The organism is Mucilaginibacter sp. P25 (assembly GCF_050859465.1).
In the GTDB taxonomy this organism is placed as follows: domain Bacteria; phylum Bacteroidota; class Bacteroidia; order Sphingobacteriales; family Sphingobacteriaceae; genus Mucilaginibacter; species Mucilaginibacter gossypii.
In genome coordinates this window covers 3,011,089-3,030,518 of the sequence record NZ_CP193937.1, presented here as the reverse complement: position 1 = coordinate 3,030,518, position 19,430 = coordinate 3,011,089, and the positions used below count along the sequence as shown (strand labels likewise).

Below are 19,430 nucleotides of genomic sequence, written 5' to 3'. Positions count from 1 at the left end.
TAAAGTCCGCAAGTTGCTGTTGCTCCTTGCGGACTTTTTACTTTTCTTTTATCAAATAAAACACATTTAAACGTGTATTATTTGCACTTCTCCAACCATAATCTGCACATTTGCACATACGCATATCTGCACATCTAAAAATCATGATCCACAAAAAAACAAGAACATATATCCCGGCTTCCCTTGATATTAAATGGGAAACCCTTGAGCCTTTTTATAAAGAATTATTAGATCGTCCAATCCACTCAGTTGAAGAACTGGAGAAATGGCTGCGCGATAAAAGTGAGCTGGAAGCAGCTTTGGAAGAAGATTTCGCATGGCGCTATATCCGCATGACCTGCGACACCACCAGCGAAGACCTGCTTCAAAAGTTCCAGTACTTTGCTACCGAAATTGAGCCCAAAATTGCTCCATATAGTAACGAACTGAACAAAAAGCTGGTTGCCAGCGCGTTTGTTGATAAACTGGACGGCGAAAAATATTTTATTTTTTTACGGGCCGTAAAAAAAGCATTGGAACTTTTCCGCGAAGAAAATATCCCGGTACAAACCGAAATCCAGGTGGAACAGCAGAAGTACCAATCCATAACCGGTTCCATGTCTGTTCATGTTGATGATAAGGAATTTACGTTAGAACAAGCTTCCGTATTTTTAAAAGGCACTGATCGTGCTAAACGCCAGGAAGTTTGGGAAAAGATCACCAGCCGCCGTTTACAGGATAAAGACAAACTCGATGAACTTTTCGACCATTTGCGTAAGCTTCGTCACACAGTAGCAACAAACGCCAATTTTGAAAACTTCCGCGATTATATGTTCCAGGCTTTAGGCCGTTTCGATTATACCCCGCAGGATTGTTATGCTTTTCATGCAGCTATCGAAACCGAAATAGTGCCTATTCTAAAAACCCAGGCCGAAAAGCGCCGCGAGGCTTTGGGCTTACCTACGCTTAAGCCATGGGATATGGATGTGGATATTTCTGGCAAACCAGCCCTTAAACCATTCCAAAATGGCGAAGACCTGATCGAGAAATCTATCCAGTGCTTCAGCAACATCAATCGTTATTTAGGCGAACGTTTGGAGATCATGAAAGATAACGGCCTGTTTGATGTGGAAAGCCGTAAAGGCAAAGCTCCGGGTGGTTACAACTATCCGCTGGCCGAAACCGGCGCACCTTTCATCTTCATGAATTCGGCCAATACCTTCCGCGATTTAACCACCATGGTACATGAGGGTGGTCACGCGGTACACACTTTCCTTACTGCCGATCTGGAACTGAATGATTTTAAACATTGCCCATCCGAAGTTGCCGAATTAGCCTCCATGTCGATGGAGCTGATCTCGATGGATAACTGGAATGTGTATTTTGATAACGAGGAAGATCTTAAACGCGCCAAACGTGATCAGTTAGTTGATGTTTTGAAAACCCTGCCCTGGGTAGCCGTTGTCGATCAGTTTCAGCATTGGATCTATACCAACCCCGACCATACCGATGCCGACCGTACAACCGCCTGGATCGAGATCTTTGAACCATTCGGCGCGGGTTTTGCCGATTGGAGCGAACATCGCGAAGCATTAGCAAATCTTTGGCAAAAACAGCTGCACATCTTCGAGGTGCCATTTTACTATATCGAATATGGCATGGCCCAGTTAGGAGCTATAGCTGTGTGGAAAAACTACAAAGAAAATCCGGAAAAGGGTTTGCAACAATATTTAGACGCCCTTAAACTCGGTTACACTAAAACTATTAAAGAGATTTACGAAACCGCAGGGATCAAGTTTGACTTTAGCGCGGCCTATGTAAAAGAACTGGCTGAGTTTGTTAAATCAGAGTTGGATAAATTAAATTAAAATTTTCTCTCATAAACAACAAAAGCGCTACTGGCGCTTTTGTTGTTTATACCTGTCTGCCGCGGCAGTTTTTGCTTTTAATTCAATACCCTATTATACAACTCCCAATAATCCTTCACCATTTTATCACTCGAAAACTGCGAATTTGCCCAGTCATAACAATCAGCCCTGCTAATCTGACGGAGCCAGCCAACTGCTTCGGCGGCTTCATCAACCGTATTAACCAAAAAGCCGGTCTGTGCGTTTTTGATTAATTCTGGCATCGAGCCGCGGTTAAAAGCTATGACCGGCGTACCACACAGCATTGCTTCAGCCACACTCAGGCCAAAAGGTTCGTCAAAGCTGATGGGATGCAACAGTGCACAAGCTCTGCCTAAAAGCTCCCGGCGCTTATCAGGCCCGGCATGGCCTATATACTCCACATCGGCACAAAGCAATGGCTCTATCTTTTCCTTAAAGTAGTTGGTATCCTGAACTATACCGCCTATCAGTAATTTCCGTTTACTTTTTTTGGCGATATCGATAGCTTCGGCAGTTCCTTTATCGGGATGGATGCGGCCGAAGTACAACAGGTAACCATCCGGCTGTTCATAAAACTGAAAATCACGGGTATCGAGGCCGTTGTATACCGTGGCTAAATAATCAAGCTCAGGGCTGCGATCAGCATTGCTGATAGAAACGTAATGCCCCTGGCTATTATATTTTTTATAAACAGGGATGATCTTTGATGATGAAAAGCCGTGAATGGTAGTAAGTAGCGGCGTTTTAATCAAGCCTGAATATGTAAGCGGCAAAAAGTCAAAGTTATTATGAATAATGTCGAACTGTCCGGCCTTTTCCATCAGGTTACTGATATGCAGGCATTCCAGCACTTTGGCATCCTGTGTTCTGTCTTCCTCGTAACCCGTCTCGCAAATGGCATCAAGTTTACCCGCGGTTATCGAATCGCCCGTGGCGAAGAGTGTTACCTCCGCCCCCATTTTGATGATCCCTTCGGTTATGTTTGATGCTATTTGCTCCCAGGGCCCGTAGTGCCTGGGCGGCGTACGCCAGGCAACAGGAGATAATACAGCTACCTTCATTTAACAGATCTGCATTTTTTGGCCGTATTTATTGTACTCATATTCCAGCTCAAAGGCTTTCAACACCGTAAGGTGCGATATCAGATAAGCCAGCGTACTTTCAGCTCCCTGGTTACGGTTAATGCCGCCGGGCAGCAAACCATCGCAGCAGCCTTTGGTTTCATGGTCATACAACGGTGCCCGCAAAGTATTTTCGCCCAGGAACCACTTATAGCTCAGGAACATTTTTTCAATGTATTGCGGTATCCTGAAGATTTGGTATGCCTGGAAATGCATCAGCACCATAGCCATGGTTTCAATAGCCTGCTGATCAAATGTAGGGAATGTGCCGCCACGGTAATACCAGCCATCATTACCAACAGGACTTAAATATCCGTTTGATAAAGTAAGCTGATCAAGGAAAGCCATAGTTGCCAAAGCTATTTTCCTGGCCTCTTCATTGCCAGTGATCTCGCATGAGTGCAGTAAGGCCAGCGGCAGGATGGCGTTATCGTAAGTCATCTTTTCCTCAAACCATTGCCAATCATCAGCCTGGGTGTTGTTATAGGCATCAATTAACGGCTGGGTAAGGTTGGCCAATATTTTAACCATACCCTCGTCTGTAGGGTAAACCTGCAGGTAAAGACTGATACCAATTATAGTATTGGCCACCCCCTTAAATGTTTCAGCGCTGAAAAATGCGGCACCGATTTATGGAAGATCTCCAGGGCGAATTCACGGTATGAATTGCTGGCCGCACAGCCAATCAAATGACCAAGAGCCCAAATGGTACGGCCAAATGAATCTTCCGACCCAACCTCGTCCAGGTAGCGCCTGTCAAAACTCAGGAAGTTGCGGAAGTTGCCATCATCAGTTTGCATGTAGTGGATATAGCTCAGGTAAATAGGCAGCAGCTCAAATGCTTCCCGGCTCCCGTTACGCTGATAAGCCATTAGTGCCATAATGAGCGCACGGGCGTTATCATCCAAACAATAACCTTCTTTTAAATTCGGGATCCCATACTTGGCATGTTGTACAATCCCTGTATCATCGGTTAGCCGCAATACGTGGGTCAAGCTAAACTTTGGCAGGATCTCCGGATCAACAATGCTATTACGCAGAATCTTGTCACTAAAGTCATAGCGAACCATTGATTCCTGCGCCACCCTAATAAATTCGGCACCAATAACCGGCCAGCGTAAATGCAGACCATATTGGTAAGCGTTTTCTTTCAGCTCGTTCAGCACACGGTCCTGATCAAGCAATTCAATAACGGTATCGGCCAGCGCTTCCGAATTTTTAAAATCAAATAACCTGCCGCGCTTTTCGGCCAGCAATTCTGTAGCATGCCAGTACGGAGTTGAAACTACTGCTGCACCTGCACCAACAGCGTATGATAGCGTACCGCTGGTAATCTGTGCTTCGTTTAAATATGGTGTTACGTAAATTTCGCAGGCAGTTAAGTAGTTTACCAATTCCTCTTCGGAAACAAACTTGGCGATAAATGCCAGGTTCTTCGAAACGCCTAACTGCGCCGCAAGCGATTTCAAGTGATCGCGATACTCCTCGCCCGAACTTTTGATAACCCCGGGATGTGTATTACCCAATACCACGTACATCACATCAGGATGCTTCGCTACTATTTTAGGCAATGCTTTTATTACGGTTTCCAAACCTTTGTTACGGCTTAGCAAACCGAAGGTTAACATCACCCTTTTGTTTTTAAAAGCCGACAAGCTTTTCACCGGGTTTTCGTCAGGGGCTTCCACATCAGGTACGCCATGCTCTATAATCTGGATCTTATCGGCAGGGATCTCATAAATATTGGTCAGGAAATCTACAGCACGTTTGCTCATCACCACAACCTTTGATGATTGCTCGGCAATTTCGCGGATAATGATGCGCTGCACATAACTCGGGTCTTTCAATACCGTATGCAAAATTGAGATCAGCGGTTTTTCGAGACGATTGATCAGCGGTAAAATATAAATGCCGCTTTCGCCGCCGTAAATGCCAAACTCATGCTCCATAATACATACATCGGCATTACTGGTATTGATATAATTGGCCGCACGGATATAATCTTTCTGGTGATTTTGGCGAATGATATATTTAACTTCCTCCGGGTATTCATATTCCTGCAGGTTTTCCGAATCATTAAGTGCCACGACAAAGCCATTTTGTGCTAAGGTGTGCCTTTCAGGAAAATTTGAACTGATGGCACGCATCAAATTATTATTAAATGTTGCAAGACCGCATTCGCGGGGGATAGGTTGATATATATGCTATTTTCATATGTTGATTGTGTATAGATGCTTTGATAGTCGTTTTACAACATTTAATTAATTGTAAAAGCAGGGTGACCTTAAAAAGATGCATCAGTGACCTTACTTATTGCCTTTAGGACACCTAAAGCATTGTTTTTATAGGCATTGCTATAAATACACAAACCATACCAATTTAACTCAAACTATAATCCTTATGAATTATGAAGGGGTTGTAACAGGCAATTTACAAGGAAGAACAAGTTGTTATAAAAGTTGTCATTTCGATAGAGCGGCGATGGGCTTGCGAGTCTGGGCGAAAGAGAAATCTTATACGACATGCAAAACGACTCTGTATATCCGCAGACAGCTCGTATAAGATTTCTCCTCGTTCCTCGTTCGAAATGACAAAGAGGCGGTGAATTTTTTATTTATTGGTGTAGAAATCAATCGCTTTTATAATCACATCGCAAGCTTTCCTGATCTCGTCATGTGTTATGATCAAAGGAGGCGCCAAACGCATGGAGTTGCTGCAATGTAAAAACCAGTCGGTTATTACACCGTTTTCGATACAGCGATCAATTATTTTTTTATTAAGGTCGAAGTTTTCCAGTTCGATAGCCATCATAAGGCCTTTGCCGCGTACCTGTTGTATGGCGGGGTGTACAAGCAAATCCCGAAACAAAGCTTCCTTTTCGGCCACGGTAGCTGCCAAATTGTTATCCAGCAGAAACTCCAGCGCAGCCAAGCCCGCCGCGCAGCATACAGGGTGCCCGCCAAAGGTAGTGATATGACCAAGGATCGGATTTTCCTTTAACGCATCCATGATCTGGTTTGATGAAATGAACGCCCCTATCGGCATTCCACCGCCTAAAGCTTTTGCCAGTAACAGGATATCTGGTACGATATCAAAATGCTCAAACGCGAAAAGCTTGCCTGTGCGCCCGAATGCGGCCTGAATCTCATCCAGGATCAGCAGCGTACCAGTTTCGGTACAACGGGCACGTAAAGCCTGTATATAGGTAAGATCCGGCACACGGATGCCAGCCTCACCCTGGATGGTTTCGATAATCACACAGGCGGTTTCTTCAGTTATCAGCATAAGATCTTCCGGGTTGTTAAAACGGATGAAATTTACGCCCGGTAATAAAGGACGATAAGCCTGTTTAAACTCCTCATTGCCCATAACACTCAATGCACCATGTGTGCTGCCATGATATGAGTTAAGACAAGCCACAATCTGCTGCCTACCTGTAAAACGCTTGGCAAGCTTTAATGCCCCCTCAACGGCTTCAGCGCCTGAGTTGGTAAAATATACCGACTGCAGGTTATCTGGCAGCACAGAAACCAGCTTTTCGGCAAAGCATACCTGCGGCGTTTGCACATATTCGCCGTAAACCATCAGGTGCATGTATTTATCAACCTGCTCCTTTATTGCATTAATAACATAAGGGTTGCTGTGGCCTAAGCTACTTACACCGATGCCTGAGATCAGATCGATATAGGGTTTACCCTCCGCATTGTACATATAAATACCTTCGGCCCGCTCAAATTCAAGCAATAAAGGAAAATTAGTGGTTTGCGCGTTATTGGCTAAAAAAAGCTGGCGAAGAGTAGACATAGCAATTAGTGAATTAATGAGTTAGTGAATTAGTGATTGCCTAATCGTCGCAAAATTCAACATTTCGTTCAATAAGCCACAAATAAAAAAGCGAACTTAAAATTCGCTAATTCAATAATTCACTAAATCACTAATTAATTCCCCGCTCTCTCGCTGCGTTCGCTGAGTTGTTTGATGAGCTCATCGTTAAATTCCTGTTCGCTTTTGTACAAGACACTCACCTTTTCGGGCGGAAGGATCTTGGCAAAGGAATCGCGGTAGCGTTTACGAATCCCAACCAGCTGGCTTTCGTAATAGATCTCCTTATCTATTTGCTCGGTGCCGTTGGTTGATGAAGTGGAGTTATTTAAACGCTTCAGAATGCGTACAGCAGTAAGCTCCTGCTGGTACTGATTATAAAGCGGCCAAAATTTGTTAGCCTCTTCATCAGTAAGATCAAGCTGGCGGCTGATATACCTGTTACGGGCAGCCTCAAGTCTTTTACCCATAGCGCCCTTTTTGTTGCCATTAGGGCGTACCGGGTTAAGTTGGGGCCTTGAGGGCGTTTGAGCCGGAACAAAGCGGTTAACCTGCCCCACAGCTTCATAGCCTATTGCCATAACAAATAACACAATACAAATATGCCTGATCAATTTACTCATTAAATTTTTTCCTCTGTTTAATTATCTATATAATCCGACAGATCTTCGTCTGCATTACTTGTGTTGCTTTTTTGGTTTGCATCTATCAGTGTACGGGTATCGCTTGCATCCATATGTAACTGAAGATAGCTTTTTATTTCATCAACCGGTACCGATGATACCTGCTCATGCAAGTAAGAATGGTTATGATCCGGCGCCTGGATATCTCCCCTGAAAATAACACCCACACCTAATATCAGAGCAAAGCAGGCCGCTGTAGCATACCTGATGGTTGGCGACAACCAAAGCCTCCTCACCATTCCTTTTTTCTGTACAGGTTTAGTTTTGTTAATGCTTATAACATTATCAAACTCCTGCTCTTCTACAACTTCAGCATTAACTGTTTTATCCAGGATTCGCTGGTTAAGCTTATTAAAGTAATCTATCGGTACAACAAAGCCTTCGTGCTCGGCATTCACTACTTCCTCAACTGCTATGCGGCTTTGAATATTGACGCTTAGCTCCTCAAAATAATTTTCAGGAACAGTAAACCCTTCATCGCCCATGGCTTCCTCAATCGCTATACGGCTTTGGATGTTGCTGCTCAGTTCATCAAAGTAATTTTCGGGTACTGTGAAGCCTTCATCAGCCAGGTTCATGACCTCCTCCACCGCTACACGGCTTTGGATATTGCTGCTTAACTCGTCAAAATAGTTTTCGGGCACCGTGAAGCCCTCTCCCGCATTCATGGCTTCATCCACCACAATACGGCTTTGAATATTGCTGCTCAGCTCATCAAAATAATTTTCGGGAACGGTAAACCCCGAATCACCGGCGCTAAAAGCACGCTCAATATTTATACGGCTTCGGATGTTGCTGCTTAGCTCGTCAAAGTAATTTTCGGGTATGGTATACCCTGCAGATGGATAGTTTTTTAATCCCTCAAGCCTTATACGTGTTGTAATGTGCTGCGCTAACTCATGGAAATAGCCTTCAGGCACTGTAAACGGGTTAGTTTTGCTAACCTGTTTCAGTGCGATGAAATCATCCAGCCATTCCCTATTGTCCATATCGCTTTTCATACACAACTATAGATTGGTATAGTGCTAAAAGGTTTAACGTAAATTAAAAAATTAATCCCTGCCAAGCAAATGAGCTTCTATCTTCTTGACTGCCAGGTGAAACGAAGCCTTTAAAGCCCCCACACTGGTACCCAAAACCTGCGACATTTCTTCATACTTCATGTCTTCATAATATTTCATATTGAAAACAAGCCGTTGTTTTTCGGGCAGGGTAAGCAGTGCTTCCTGTAGCTTCCGCTGCGCTGCATCGCCGTTAAAATAGGTTGAGTCGGCCAGCGTATCGGCCAGCTCATAAGCAACATCATCCAACGAAACATTATTTTTTTGTTTTTTCTTATTCAAAAAAGTAATGCACTCGTTGGATGCTATCCTGTACATCCAGGTGTACAGTTGCGCGTCGTTTCTGAAACCAGCCAGGTTTTTCCAAACCTTTACAAAAACATCCTGAACCAGATCATCAGCATCGTCATGATCAACAACCATGCGCCTGATGTGCCAGTATATTTTTTGCTGGTACTTTTTCAACAACAGGTTAAATGCCTCATTCCGGGTTTTTTCGTCCTGAAACTTGCTTAATATCTCTGAATCTTCAACCTGTACCGACATTTTTAGAATTTTATTAATGTTAAAGGTTTAATTAACCTTTTTTGTTTTTTCTTTCTATCACCTTTTTCACCGCTGCCACAATATGATCTGCATCCAGGCCGTACTTGGTCATCAGCTGTTCAGGTGTACCGCTTTCGCCAAAGCTGTCATTTACAGCTACGTACTCCTGTGGTGATGGATTGTGCACTGCAAGCACCTGGGCAACGCTATCGCCTAAGCCACCCAAACGGTTATGCTCTTCGGCAGTAACTACGCAGCCTGTTTTGGCAACCGATTTCAAAATAGCCTCTTCATCCAACGGTTTAATGGTGTGGATGTTGATGATCTCGGCATCGATACCCTGCTCAGCTAAAATTTCGCCTGCAAGGATAGCCTGCCATACCAGGTGACCTGTAGCAAAGATACTTACATCGGCGCCTTCGTTCACCATCCACGCTTTACCAATTTCAAATTTCTGATCGGGATCGGTAAAGATCGGAACAACCGGGCGGCCGAAACGTAAGTAAACCGGGCCATCATACTCAGCAATAGCAACAGTAGCGGCTTTGGTTTGGTTGTAATCGCAGGTGTTGATAACAGTCATGCCTGGTAACATTTTCATCAGGCCTATATCTTCCAAAATCTGGTGGGTAGCACCGTCTTCGCCCAAAGTTAAACCGGCGTGTGAAGCGCAAATTTTAACGTTTTTGTTTGAATAAGCTACCGACTGGCGGATCTGATCATAAACCCTGCCAGTTGAAAAGTTGGCAAAAGTACCGGTAAAAGGGATTTTACCGCCGATGGTCATACCCGCAGCAATACCGATCATGTTAGCTTCGGCAATACCTACCTGTACAAAACGCTCAGGGAATGCTTTAATAAAATCGTTCATTTTTAACGAACCAATAAGGTCGGCGCAAAGTGCAACAACCTGGTCATTTTTCTGGCCTGCTTCCAGCAACCCGGCGCCAAAGCCCGAGCGGGTATCTTTTTTATCTGTGTAAGTGTATTTTTTCATTGTTCAAATTCCCCCTGCAATCGAGAGGGATTGGCATTAAATCGTAATAATAAAATTGATGTCTTTAACTCTCCCCCTTTGGGGAAGCCGGAGGAGGTGAATTAATAATCGCCCAGTGTTTCCTCTAACTGATCTAACGCCAGTTTAAGCTGCTCATCATTTGGCGCAACACCGTGCCATTTGTGGCTGCCTACCATAAAATCGACACCGTAGCCCATTTCGGTATGCATCAGGATCATGATCGGTTTACCCTGACCTGTGCGGCTTTTTGCTTCTTCAAGCACCCTAACCACATCCGCCATATCGTTACCTTTCATATCCAATACATCCCAGCCAAAAGCTTCCCATTTCGCTCGAAGATCGCCTAATGAAAGTACCTGTTTGGTTGGACCATCAATTTGCTGACCGTTAACATCGATAGTTGAGATCAGGTTATCAACATGATTGTGCGGGGCAAACATCGCAGCTTCCCAAATCTGGCCTTCCTGGATTTCGCCATCGCCATGCAGGGTAAACACCAATGATTTATCACCGTTTAATTTTTTTGCCAATGCAGCGCCGATAGCTACCGATAAACCCTGTCCCAATGAACCCGAAGCAATACGGATACCCGGAAGATGCTCATGTGTGGTTGGGTGACCTTGTAAACGCGCATTCAGTTTACGGAAAGTTGCCAGTTCGGCTTTATCAAAATAACCGGCATGTGCCAATGTGCTGTAAAACACGGGGGAAATATGGCCGTTTGACAGGAAGAAAATATCTTCGCCAACTGCATCCATATTAAATTTAGGATCGTGGTTCATTACCGAAAAATACAATGCGGTAAAGAAATCGGTACAGCCCAATGAGCCGCCCGGGTGGCCTGATTGACAGCCATGTACCATGCGTACAATGTCGCGCCTGATTTGTGACGCGGTTTTTTCTAATGTTTGTAAGTCTGCTTTCATTAATGGAATTTAGGAACTGCTAAAGTAGCTATTTTGATTGTGTTTTTAACACTTATTTTATAAGATCGAGCACCTGTTGTGACGAGGCCTTAGTATCAACCTTACTGATCACATGCGTAATAACCCCTTCTGCATCAATTATAAATGTGGTACGGGCTGTACCCATATATTTTTTGCCGTACATGTTTTTTTCAACCCATACGCCGTAAGCTTCTACAATTTTAAGCTCATTATCGGCTATCAGGGTAAATGGCAGGCTATATTTGGTTTCAAATTTTTTGTGCGATTTTTCGTCGTCGGTGCTTACCCCTATCACCTCAAAACCTTTGCTTAAAAGTGATTGATAGTTATCCCTGAAATCGCATGATTCGGCAGTACAGCCGGGGGTATCATCTTTAGGATAAAAGTAAAGGATCACATTTTTCCCTTTGTAATCGGCAAGGGATACTTCTTTGCCGTTTTGATCTTTAGCGGTAAAAGCAGGAGCTTTATCGCCTTCTTTTAATGTTGTCATGGCTTATTTAGGTACTTATCTGGAAAAATCGGCGGAAAATTCCGAAAAATTATTCTTGTTATCAACTAAAGTCAACTTAAACACGTGTTTACCGGGTGCAATATCGCTATTAAAGGTGTAACTTAATATTTTACTTTTATAATCGTGCTCCATCAGCACCCATTTGCCATCAATGGTACCGGTATAACTCTTAATTCCTGATAAATTATCACTCATCCTGAAGTTAATACTGCGCGCAGCCCTCATATTACTGCCATTTTTAATATTAAGCGGATGGATAACGGGCGGCACAGTGTCTACTTTGATACAATAGTCGCCAAAGGCGCTCACCTGCGATATCACATAGCCATCTTTAAAGTAACCACCCTGGCAGCCGCCCCAAGAACTTACAATAACCGCCTTATCAGTGTACTTACCCAGGTCAACATCGGGCTTAATCCAGATCTCATAGCTATCATGAATGGGTGTAAGCCGGTTATGGATATGGTGCATGGCCGAATAAGCCCCCACGGGTTTGGCTGATGCTGAATATTGGAAATCAAGGTCATCATAAAGGTTACCTGGCATAATGACCACTTTCACTTTGTCGTTGCTAAACTCACTCCGCTTGTCATAGTAAAACATAGTACCGATAGGTTTCACAGGCTGTGGGTTTGTAAACGGCGATGATTTAACCTTCAGGTTAAGCGATGCTGTATTGCCAGCCACATCCTTTACAATATACTCCACATCATGCGTCGCGTTATCATCAAACGTAATGATGCCGTTATTTACCGATTGCGGATACAATGAAATCCGGCTGCCGGGCAGAATGAAACATTTCTGCATCCACCTGCGGAATGATTCAAATGCAGGGTAATCTATATATGCATTGATAGCATGGGTCTGATCAAACGCGAAACGTTCAACCGCAAAGGTATACACGGTTTTGCCATCCAGTTTTAGCTCTATTGAATAAACGCCGTTATGATTAAACGACGTGCTGTTCATATCGCTGGTATTAATCCCGAATCCGATATTACCGCTTAGTTCCAGCGTTTGTGGTTTAAGGAGATGATAATTACCTGCTGAGCCCGTAACGCCTAAAAACTCTTTAGGTGTTTTTTCGCTGAACGGTTTTCCGTTGAGGTGATAGATACCAATAGCGGTAATTGTAGGCGGCACTTTATCAGGAATGGTTAAACCAAATAGCTGTGCATTGATAGTTTCCTCTGTTTTACTGTCCCTGATCTCAAAGTGCACATGCGGCCCGGCCGATGCACCGGCATTTCCTGAAATAGCTACAACCTCATCCTTTTTTACCGGCACCTGTGTTGGTGTAAGATTAAAATCAGCCTCAAAGGTTTGGTGCTCGTACTGGTATTTCTTTACCAGATCAATAACCGCCGGGCTAAAGCTTTGCAAATGGCCGTAAACCGTAGTATACCCATTGGGATGGGTAATATAAATAGCCCTCCCAAACCCACCAAACTGTACACGTACCCTTGATATGTAACCTTCGGCAGCGGCATGTACAGGGTAGCCTGTCCGCTGGTTGGTTTTAAAATCGAGCCCGGAGTGGAAATGTGACGGCCTTAACTCGCCAAATGAACCGGCTGTAGTGGGCGGCGTAAGATCAAGCGGATACCTGAAATAGTTTTGCGGGTAAGCCCTGCTTTGTATAATATTTTGAGCAAATGCGTTTGAATAAAGCGCTAAACACATTGCCCCTGTAACCAATATTTTTTTATCATGCTTACTTAACGTAAAAATCGAGCATTTTCTCATCTTCGAGGTATCCCTCAAGTCTGTCGCCGATTTTTACTTTTGATACACCTGGTGGGGTGCCGGTAAATATTAGGTCGCCCTTTTTTAGGGTGATGTATTTTGAAACAAAGGCAATGATGCTCTCAAACGAAAAAAGCAAATCGCGGGTGTTGCCCTGCTGACGGGTTTCACCGTTAATATCCAGCTTAAAGTTGATATCATAAACAGATTCAAACTTGGTTTTAGGCACAAAAGTGCTGACGGGCGCCGAGCCATCAAAGGCTTTAGCCAGTTCCCAGGGAAGGCCTTTTTCTTTGTGGCGTGCCTGAACATCGCGTGCAGTAAAGTCAATACCTAAGCCAATTTCTTCATAGTAATTAGCGGCAAACTTTTCGCTGATGTGCTTGCCCTCTTTGCTGATCTTCAAAACCAATTCAATTTCATGGTGTACATCTTCCGAAAAATCGGGATGATAAAAAGGCTTGTTCTCTTTTAATAAGGCCGTATCGGGCTTCATGAAGATAACCGGCGTTGTGGGTACCGGGTTATTGAGTTCTTTGGCGTGTTCGGCGTAGTTGCGGCCAATGGCAATAATTTTCATAAATGAACGCTATAATCGCCAAAGCTAAAAAATTTGATGGGTTTGAGGAGAAGGTTTATAATGTTGTATTAATAATTTGACGTTCCCCTCAAGTAAAACTTACGCAGGCAAGTACCTCTGGCACACCCAAATAGGGTTCATTCAATTGCTACAAACCTTTTGCCCCGCTGGGGCAGTCAAAAGTGAAAAAATTAATTTTAATCGAATTTAATTAATAACCGAAATCCTTTTGATAACGGATTCGGTACCGGCAACAACGCGGACAAAGTAAAAACCACGGACCAGCTTATTGCTGATCGGGTAATTCAGATTATGATCGCCGGATTCAACCCTTTGAGAAAACAGGGTAGAAATATCGTTGCCCAGCACATCCATTATTTTAATGGTTACGTTGGCATTGCGCGAAATGGAATATTTAAGATTGATCTGGTCGGTTACCGGGTTAGGGTACAATTGCACATCGCTTAGTAGTTTATCATCGGGCCGGGATACATTCAATTTTACACTTGAAGTAACAGCGGGTTTTAATGGAGGAAGCGAGAGGTGCAAGCCATTCTTCAAATAAGAGGTTTTGGCAGCTTTAGTTTTACCCCTAAGATACACGGTATCAGACTTTAGCGAATGACCATCGGCAACAAAGGCGAAGTTCACGAAAATTGCCATCGCAATTATCACGACCCATGTGTAGGTATAAACATAAGAATATGTAAAATTTCGCCTCATTATTTAGTATGATTCTACAAAAGTATAAATAATGCCTTCATCCCATTAAATATTAGTGTTTTTGTAAAACTTTTTAACAAATTTTAACAAAATGCACAGCCTTATTGTATAATAGACACATAATTTCCTTATACGTTTAATCATTGTAATGGTTTAACCAAAAAAATTAATATTTTTGCCATCTCTAAATCATAAAAGTGTCAAATCATAAAGATCTGCATAAACTGTCAGCCGCGGGCTTTCTAATCAGTTTAGGAATAATTTACGGTGATATTGGTACCTCCCCATTATACGTATTCAAGGCTATAGTTGGCCAGCGTCAAATTTCAGAAACATTAATTCTTGGAGGTGTTTCGCTCATTTTTTGGACATTAACCCTGCAAACCACTTTAAAGTATGTGGTGATAACCCTAAGGGCGGATAACAAGGGCGAAGGCGGCATTTTCTCGCTGTTTTCATTAGTACGGCGTAAAGCAAAATGGCTTATTGTACCGGCGGTTGTAGGAGGCTGCGCCCTTTTGGCCGATGGCATTATTACCCCGCCAATTACCATATCATCGGCTATTGAAGGTTTGCAAACCTATTACCCTAACTTGCCTACTGTATATGTGGTAATGGCCATTATTACCGCTTTATTTATCATACAGCAATTCGGTACGTCACTGGTAGGTAAGGCATTCGGGCCTATCATGTTCGTCTGGTTTACGATGATGGGCTTTTTAGGTGTTACCTATATCGTACATGATCCATGGATCATCCGCTCGTTAAACCCGTACTATGCCATTAAATTGCTTACGTCGAGTTCAAGCGATGGCGCCTTCATTATATTGGGTGCCGTGTTTCTGTGTACCACAGGTGCCGAAGCATTGTACTCCGATCTTGGCCACTGCGGTAAAGCCAATATCCGCGTAAGCTGGGTGTATGTAAAAATTTGTCTTATCCTAAACTATTTAGGCCAGGCAGTTTGGTTGCTACAGCGTAACGGCCACGTTATGGACCTTAATGCTCAAAACCCCTTTTACCAAATCATGCCAACATGGTTCCTGATATATGGCATCGGCATAGCTACAGTAGCGGCTATCATTGCCAGCCAGGCGCTGATATCAGGTTCGTTTACGCTCATTGCCGAAGCTGTAAGGCTTAATCTTTGGCCAAAAGTTAGGATCAACTATCCATCAGAGCAAAAAGGACAGTTATATGTACCCAGTGTTAACTGGCTCCTTTGGGCCGGTTGTTTAGGTGTGGTGCTAATATTCAAACACTCGGATAAAATGGAGGCTGCTTACGGTTTAAGTATCACCGTAGCCATGCTCATGACCACCATACTGGTATCCAAATTCCTGAAACGCAAAAAAGTACCTAACTATATCATCAATACGTTTTTGGCGGTTTACCTGCTTATTGAAGGAACCTTCCTTACCGGTAACCTGCACAAGTTTTTAGATGGTGGTTGGTTTACCCTCTCCATCGGTTTTGTGCTGTTCACCGTAATGTGGACATGGCATACCGCCCGCAAGATCAGGAACCGCTATGTGAAGTTTGTTGAGATAGAAGACTATTTTGATATAATAAAGGAGCTAAGCTCTGATGAAAGTGTGCCTAAATATGCTTCGCAGTTGGTTTATTTAACCAGCGCCAACTTCAATTCAGAAATTGAATCAAAAATTGTTTATTCCATACTGCAAAAACAGCCTAAACGTGCAGATGTTTATTGGCTTGTACACGTTGACGTAGTGGACGAGACCTTACAAACGCGAATACGAAGTTGACCATTTAGTGCCAAACAAACTCATCCGGATTGACTTTAAGCTCGGTTTCCGCGTTGAACAGCAAATAAACCTGCTATTCAGGAAAGTGGTAGAAGATCTTGTTAAAAAAGGCGAGGTTGATATTACCAGTACCTACAAGTCACTGAACAGGCATAAAATTGTCGGCGATTTCCGTTTTGTGGTGATCGAAAAGATCTTCTCACGCTCACACAACCTGTCATTCATCGAAAGATTTATAATGGATTACTACAAGCAGCTTAAAAAAGTGAGCTTATCCGAAGAGCGCGGTTTTGGCCTCGACCTGAGCTTTGTAACGGTAGAGAAAGTGCCGCTGGTGCTTGCTATACCTGAGGCGATTGAAATTCACCGGGTTAATTAAATTCCCCCTTTAATATTGAAAGCCTTCCGGAAACGGGAGGCTTTTGTTTTTCAATCTACTACGGGCTTTCAGCTCAAGTGTGTAAGCTGAAAGCTTACACTATGCCACCCACAGTCTGAAAGCCTGCGGTAGTTATATAGTCACTTGCTTTTCTCCCAGGCCATCCGCATATATTTCCGCACCTCATCATTAATATCTTCCTTAAAATACATCCTGAAGTAGTGATTATACTGATCGGTGCCGGGCACTTGTTTTATTTTACTGAAGCACAGGTTATCGTCATAAACCTGTTTAAACGGAAATACCACATCAATAAAGTTTTTACCTAATTGGGCAACATAAGCAAAGTTTATCCTTGCTCCCAATGCGATCATGCTTTTGGTAGGATAAACTTTAATTTCGGCAATTTGCAGGTACTCGTCAACCAAATGATCAAACAGCGCTATGGTATGGGCCGTTTTGCCGCTTAGCGCTTCCGATAGCTCCCTGTCGCAGCATGAATGCACCTGGTTGGTAGCGGTAAATTCACGTTCGCATAAGGGGCAGTTCCACATAGGTTTTAAGCGGTTTTGGGTTCTTTCCCCAGTACGCTGTTTTTATAACTGTAGGTGGCATAAATCACTAAGCCAATCACCAGCCATATCAAAAACCTGAGCCAGTTGGTATAGCCAAGCTCGGTCATGAGGTAAAAGCAGCTCATCAGCCCCAAAACAGGGATGAGCGAGAAGTTTTTAATAAAGCTATAAACCGCTATAATAATGATTAGTATAAAGAAAAGATAGTTAGGGAAATTATACAGGAAGCCGTCAAAACCTAAATAATACTTCTTAGCATCGCTGATATCGTTCGTTTGCCTTAGTGCGGTATTGAATTTATCCTCTTCTATATCCTTAAAATATTTTTTAGCCGAGTCGGGCTGGACAGTTACATTAGCGTTATAAAGCTGATTGGTAGTTTTAAGCAGGCTCAGCTTGTCATTGTTGTCCATGTTATCAATGATATCGCTACGGTCTTTTAGCTTCTTAAACTGCATCATTTCAACCTGCGCGGCCGGTTTAAACCAGGCAACCGAGCCTAAAATCACCAGTGTGATAATTGGTATAATAAATTTACCATTCACATATGGTAAATGGAATTTGCCTTTAACAGCCTCTTCACGCGGCAGCAACAGCACACCGCCGCAAACCAGTACAAATGCAAACAGGGTACCTATACTGGTCAAATCGGTCACCTCGGTAAGATTCATGAACAGAGCCGGTATAGCCACCACAAAACCGGTTACTACCGTGGCAAAAGCAGGTGTTTGATATTTTGGGTGGATACGTGAAAATGCTTTAGGCAATAAACCATCGCGGCTCATGCTCATCCAGATCCTGGGCTGGCCTAACTGGAATATCAGCAATACACTCGCTGTAGCAACAACTGCACTGATGGAGATCACATAGCTAATCTTATTTAAGCCCACCTTTGCAAAAACAAAGGCCAGTGGGTCACCAACCTGCAGGTCTTTATAACTTACCATGCCGGTAAGCACCAATGCTATCAGGATATACAATACTGTACAAATCACCAGCGAATAGATCATGCCGCGGGGCAGGTCGCGCTGGGGCCTTTCACATTCTTCGGCTGTGGTTGAGATGGCGTCAAAGCCGATATAAGCAAAAAACACCCCTGATACCCCTTTCATAACACCACTGAAACCGTTAGGCATAAACGGGTGCCAGTTGGCAGGTGTTACGTAAAAAAACCCACCACTATAACCGCTATAACAATCACTATCTTTAAAACCACCATGGCATTGGTGGCCTTTTTTGTTTCGCGGATACCAATATAAACAAGGTAGGTGATGATGATAACAATTAAAAGGGCCGGTAAATTGGCAATGAGCTTAAAACCGCCTATGCCCGGCGCCTGATCCCAGGCCAGTGCTTCTGCTTTTACTTTATCACTGATATCAGCCAGGTTTGTACCTGCTGCCTGAACCTGCTCATGCCCACGCAGGGCCGAAACATAGTCCATAGTCAGAAACTTGGGCATATGGATATGAAAGCCCTCCAGCAGGTTTACAAAGTATTCGCTCCAGGAAATGGCTACTGCGATGTTGCCAATGGCGTATTCCATTAACAAGTCCCAGCCAATGATCCATGCTATCAATTCACCAAAAGAGGCATAAGCGTAGGTATACGCACTGCCCGCAACCGGGATACGCGAGGCAAACTCGGCATAACAAAGAGCCGAAAAGCCGCAGGTAACAGCGGTTAAAATAAACAGGATGGAAACCGCAGGGCCGCCGTGGAAAGAGGCTTCGCCAATTGTCGAAAATATACCTGCCCCCACAACGGCGGCTATGCCCATGAGGGTGAGGTCTTTTACGTTAAGTTCTTTTTTGAGTTGGGATGACGTTGTACCGGGATGCTCACTATCACTAAAACCACATTCAACATCATTTAAAATTTTTGCTACCGACTTTTTACGAAAGATACTTTTCGACATGTAGTTTAATTAATAAGTGCTAACCAATCTCAAAATTAATCATTTTTTTGCATTGAATAAGTATATGCTTACTTTGCAACATGAAGATAGGAATAAAAGACGTGTTGCACAGGATCCGCCCTTTTTTTATCCTTTACCTTATCCTTTTAGCCACCTGCCT

The 19,430-nt window shown here is 43.5% G+C and carries 15 protein-coding genes and 2 pseudogenes; 2 read left to right on the top strand and 15 right to left on the bottom strand.

The annotated features are described in order from the left end of the window. The first annotated feature begins 143 nt into the window (after positions 1–143). Complete coding sequence (locus ACRQ5D_RS15565) at positions 144–1,847, top strand: M3 family oligoendopeptidase (protein WP_091172610.1); 1,704 nt, start codon at positions 144–146, stop codon at positions 1,845–1,847. A gap of 77 nt (positions 1,848–1,924) precedes the next feature. Here ACRQ5D_RS15565 and ACRQ5D_RS15560 read toward each other — a convergent pair whose 3' ends face one another. The 13 genes from ACRQ5D_RS15560 to ACRQ5D_RS15500 all read right to left on the bottom strand — a co-directional run bounded on the left by ACRQ5D_RS15560 (position 1,925) and on the right by ACRQ5D_RS15500 (position 14,569). Beyond that, positions 1,925–2,929, bottom strand: coding sequence for a glycosyltransferase family 4 protein (locus tag ACRQ5D_RS15560; protein WP_091172613.1), 1,005 nt, complete (start codon positions 2,927–2,929; stop codon positions 1,925–1,927). Next, entirely contained in the window at positions 2,930–3,580 is a 651-nt protein-coding gene (locus ACRQ5D_RS15555; RefSeq protein ID WP_431199946.1) for a hypothetical protein, read from the bottom strand. After that, entirely contained in the window at positions 3,565–5,136 is a 1,572-nt protein-coding gene (locus tag ACRQ5D_RS15550) for a glycosyltransferase (RefSeq protein WP_431199945.1), read from the bottom strand. Before ACRQ5D_RS15550 ends, ACRQ5D_RS15555 begins: the two co-directional genes overlap by 16 nt. Before the next feature lie 463 nt (positions 5,137–5,599). After that, positions 5,600–6,793 carry an aspartate aminotransferase family protein gene (locus ACRQ5D_RS15545; RefSeq protein WP_091172617.1) on the bottom strand — a complete coding sequence of 398 codons (1,194 nt, stop codon included), beginning with the start codon at positions 6,791–6,793 and terminating at the stop codon, positions 5,600–5,602. Between the two features lie 134 nt (positions 6,794–6,927). Next, on the bottom strand, positions 6,928–7,434 hold the full coding sequence (locus ACRQ5D_RS15540; protein WP_091172619.1) for a hypothetical protein: 507 nt from the start codon (positions 7,432–7,434) through the stop codon (positions 6,928–6,930). 17 nt (positions 7,435–7,451) lie between these two features. After that, the gene (locus ACRQ5D_RS15535; RefSeq protein ID WP_091172621.1) at positions 7,452–8,495 is read right to left on the bottom strand and encodes a hypothetical protein; all 1,044 of its coding nucleotides are present in this window, start codon (positions 8,493–8,495) and stop codon (positions 7,452–7,454) included. 51 nt (positions 8,496–8,546) lie between these two features. Then, positions 8,547–9,101, bottom strand: coding sequence for an RNA polymerase sigma factor (locus tag ACRQ5D_RS15530; protein ID WP_090531966.1), 555 nt, complete (start codon positions 9,099–9,101; stop codon positions 8,547–8,549). A 31-nt stretch (positions 9,102–9,132) separates the two neighbouring features. After that, a complete protein-coding gene (locus ACRQ5D_RS15525; protein WP_090531969.1) occupies positions 9,133–10,098 on the bottom strand; it encodes a transketolase family protein in 966 nt (321 codons plus the stop codon). 101 nt (positions 10,099–10,199) lie between these two features. Further along, entirely contained in the window at positions 10,200–11,045 is an 846-nt protein-coding gene (locus ACRQ5D_RS15520; RefSeq protein ID WP_090531971.1) for a transketolase, read from the bottom strand. A 52-nt stretch (positions 11,046–11,097) separates the two neighbouring features. Then, positions 11,098–11,559 (bottom strand): thioredoxin-dependent thiol peroxidase, encoded by a 462-nt coding sequence (bcp, locus tag ACRQ5D_RS15515; RefSeq protein WP_090531973.1) that lies wholly within the window; start codon positions 11,557–11,559, stop codon positions 11,098–11,100. Between the two features lie 15 nt (positions 11,560–11,574). Continuing rightward, entirely contained in the window at positions 11,575–13,263 is a 1,689-nt protein-coding gene (locus tag ACRQ5D_RS15510) for a M23 family metallopeptidase (RefSeq protein ID WP_431199943.1), read from the bottom strand. A gap of 31 nt (positions 13,264–13,294) precedes the next feature. Further along, the gene (locus ACRQ5D_RS15505) at positions 13,295–13,906 is read right to left on the bottom strand and encodes a fumarylacetoacetate hydrolase family protein (RefSeq protein ID WP_091172625.1); all 612 of its coding nucleotides are present in this window, start codon (positions 13,904–13,906) and stop codon (positions 13,295–13,297) included. A gap of 207 nt (positions 13,907–14,113) precedes the next feature. Beyond that, positions 14,114–14,569 carry a T9SS type A sorting domain-containing protein gene (locus ACRQ5D_RS15500; protein WP_176844542.1) on the bottom strand — a complete coding sequence of 152 codons (456 nt, stop codon included), beginning with the start codon at positions 14,567–14,569 and terminating at the stop codon, positions 14,114–14,116. Between the two features lie 257 nt (positions 14,570–14,826). Between ACRQ5D_RS15500 and ACRQ5D_RS15495 the strand changes: the two are divergent. Continuing rightward, positions 14,827–16,777 (top strand): annotated as a pseudogene (locus ACRQ5D_RS15495) (KUP/HAK/KT family potassium transporter). 140 nt (positions 16,778–16,917) lie between these two features. Here the strand turns inward: ACRQ5D_RS15495 and ACRQ5D_RS15490 are convergent. Beyond that, the gene (locus ACRQ5D_RS15490; protein WP_256337512.1) at positions 16,918–17,331 is read right to left on the bottom strand and encodes a DUF5655 domain-containing protein; all 414 of its coding nucleotides are present in this window, start codon (positions 17,329–17,331) and stop codon (positions 16,918–16,920) included. Positions 17,332–17,336: 5 nt separating this feature from the next. Beyond that, positions 17,337–19,270 (bottom strand): annotated as a pseudogene (locus ACRQ5D_RS15485) (amino acid permease). Positions 19,271–19,430: the final 160 nt, after the last annotated feature.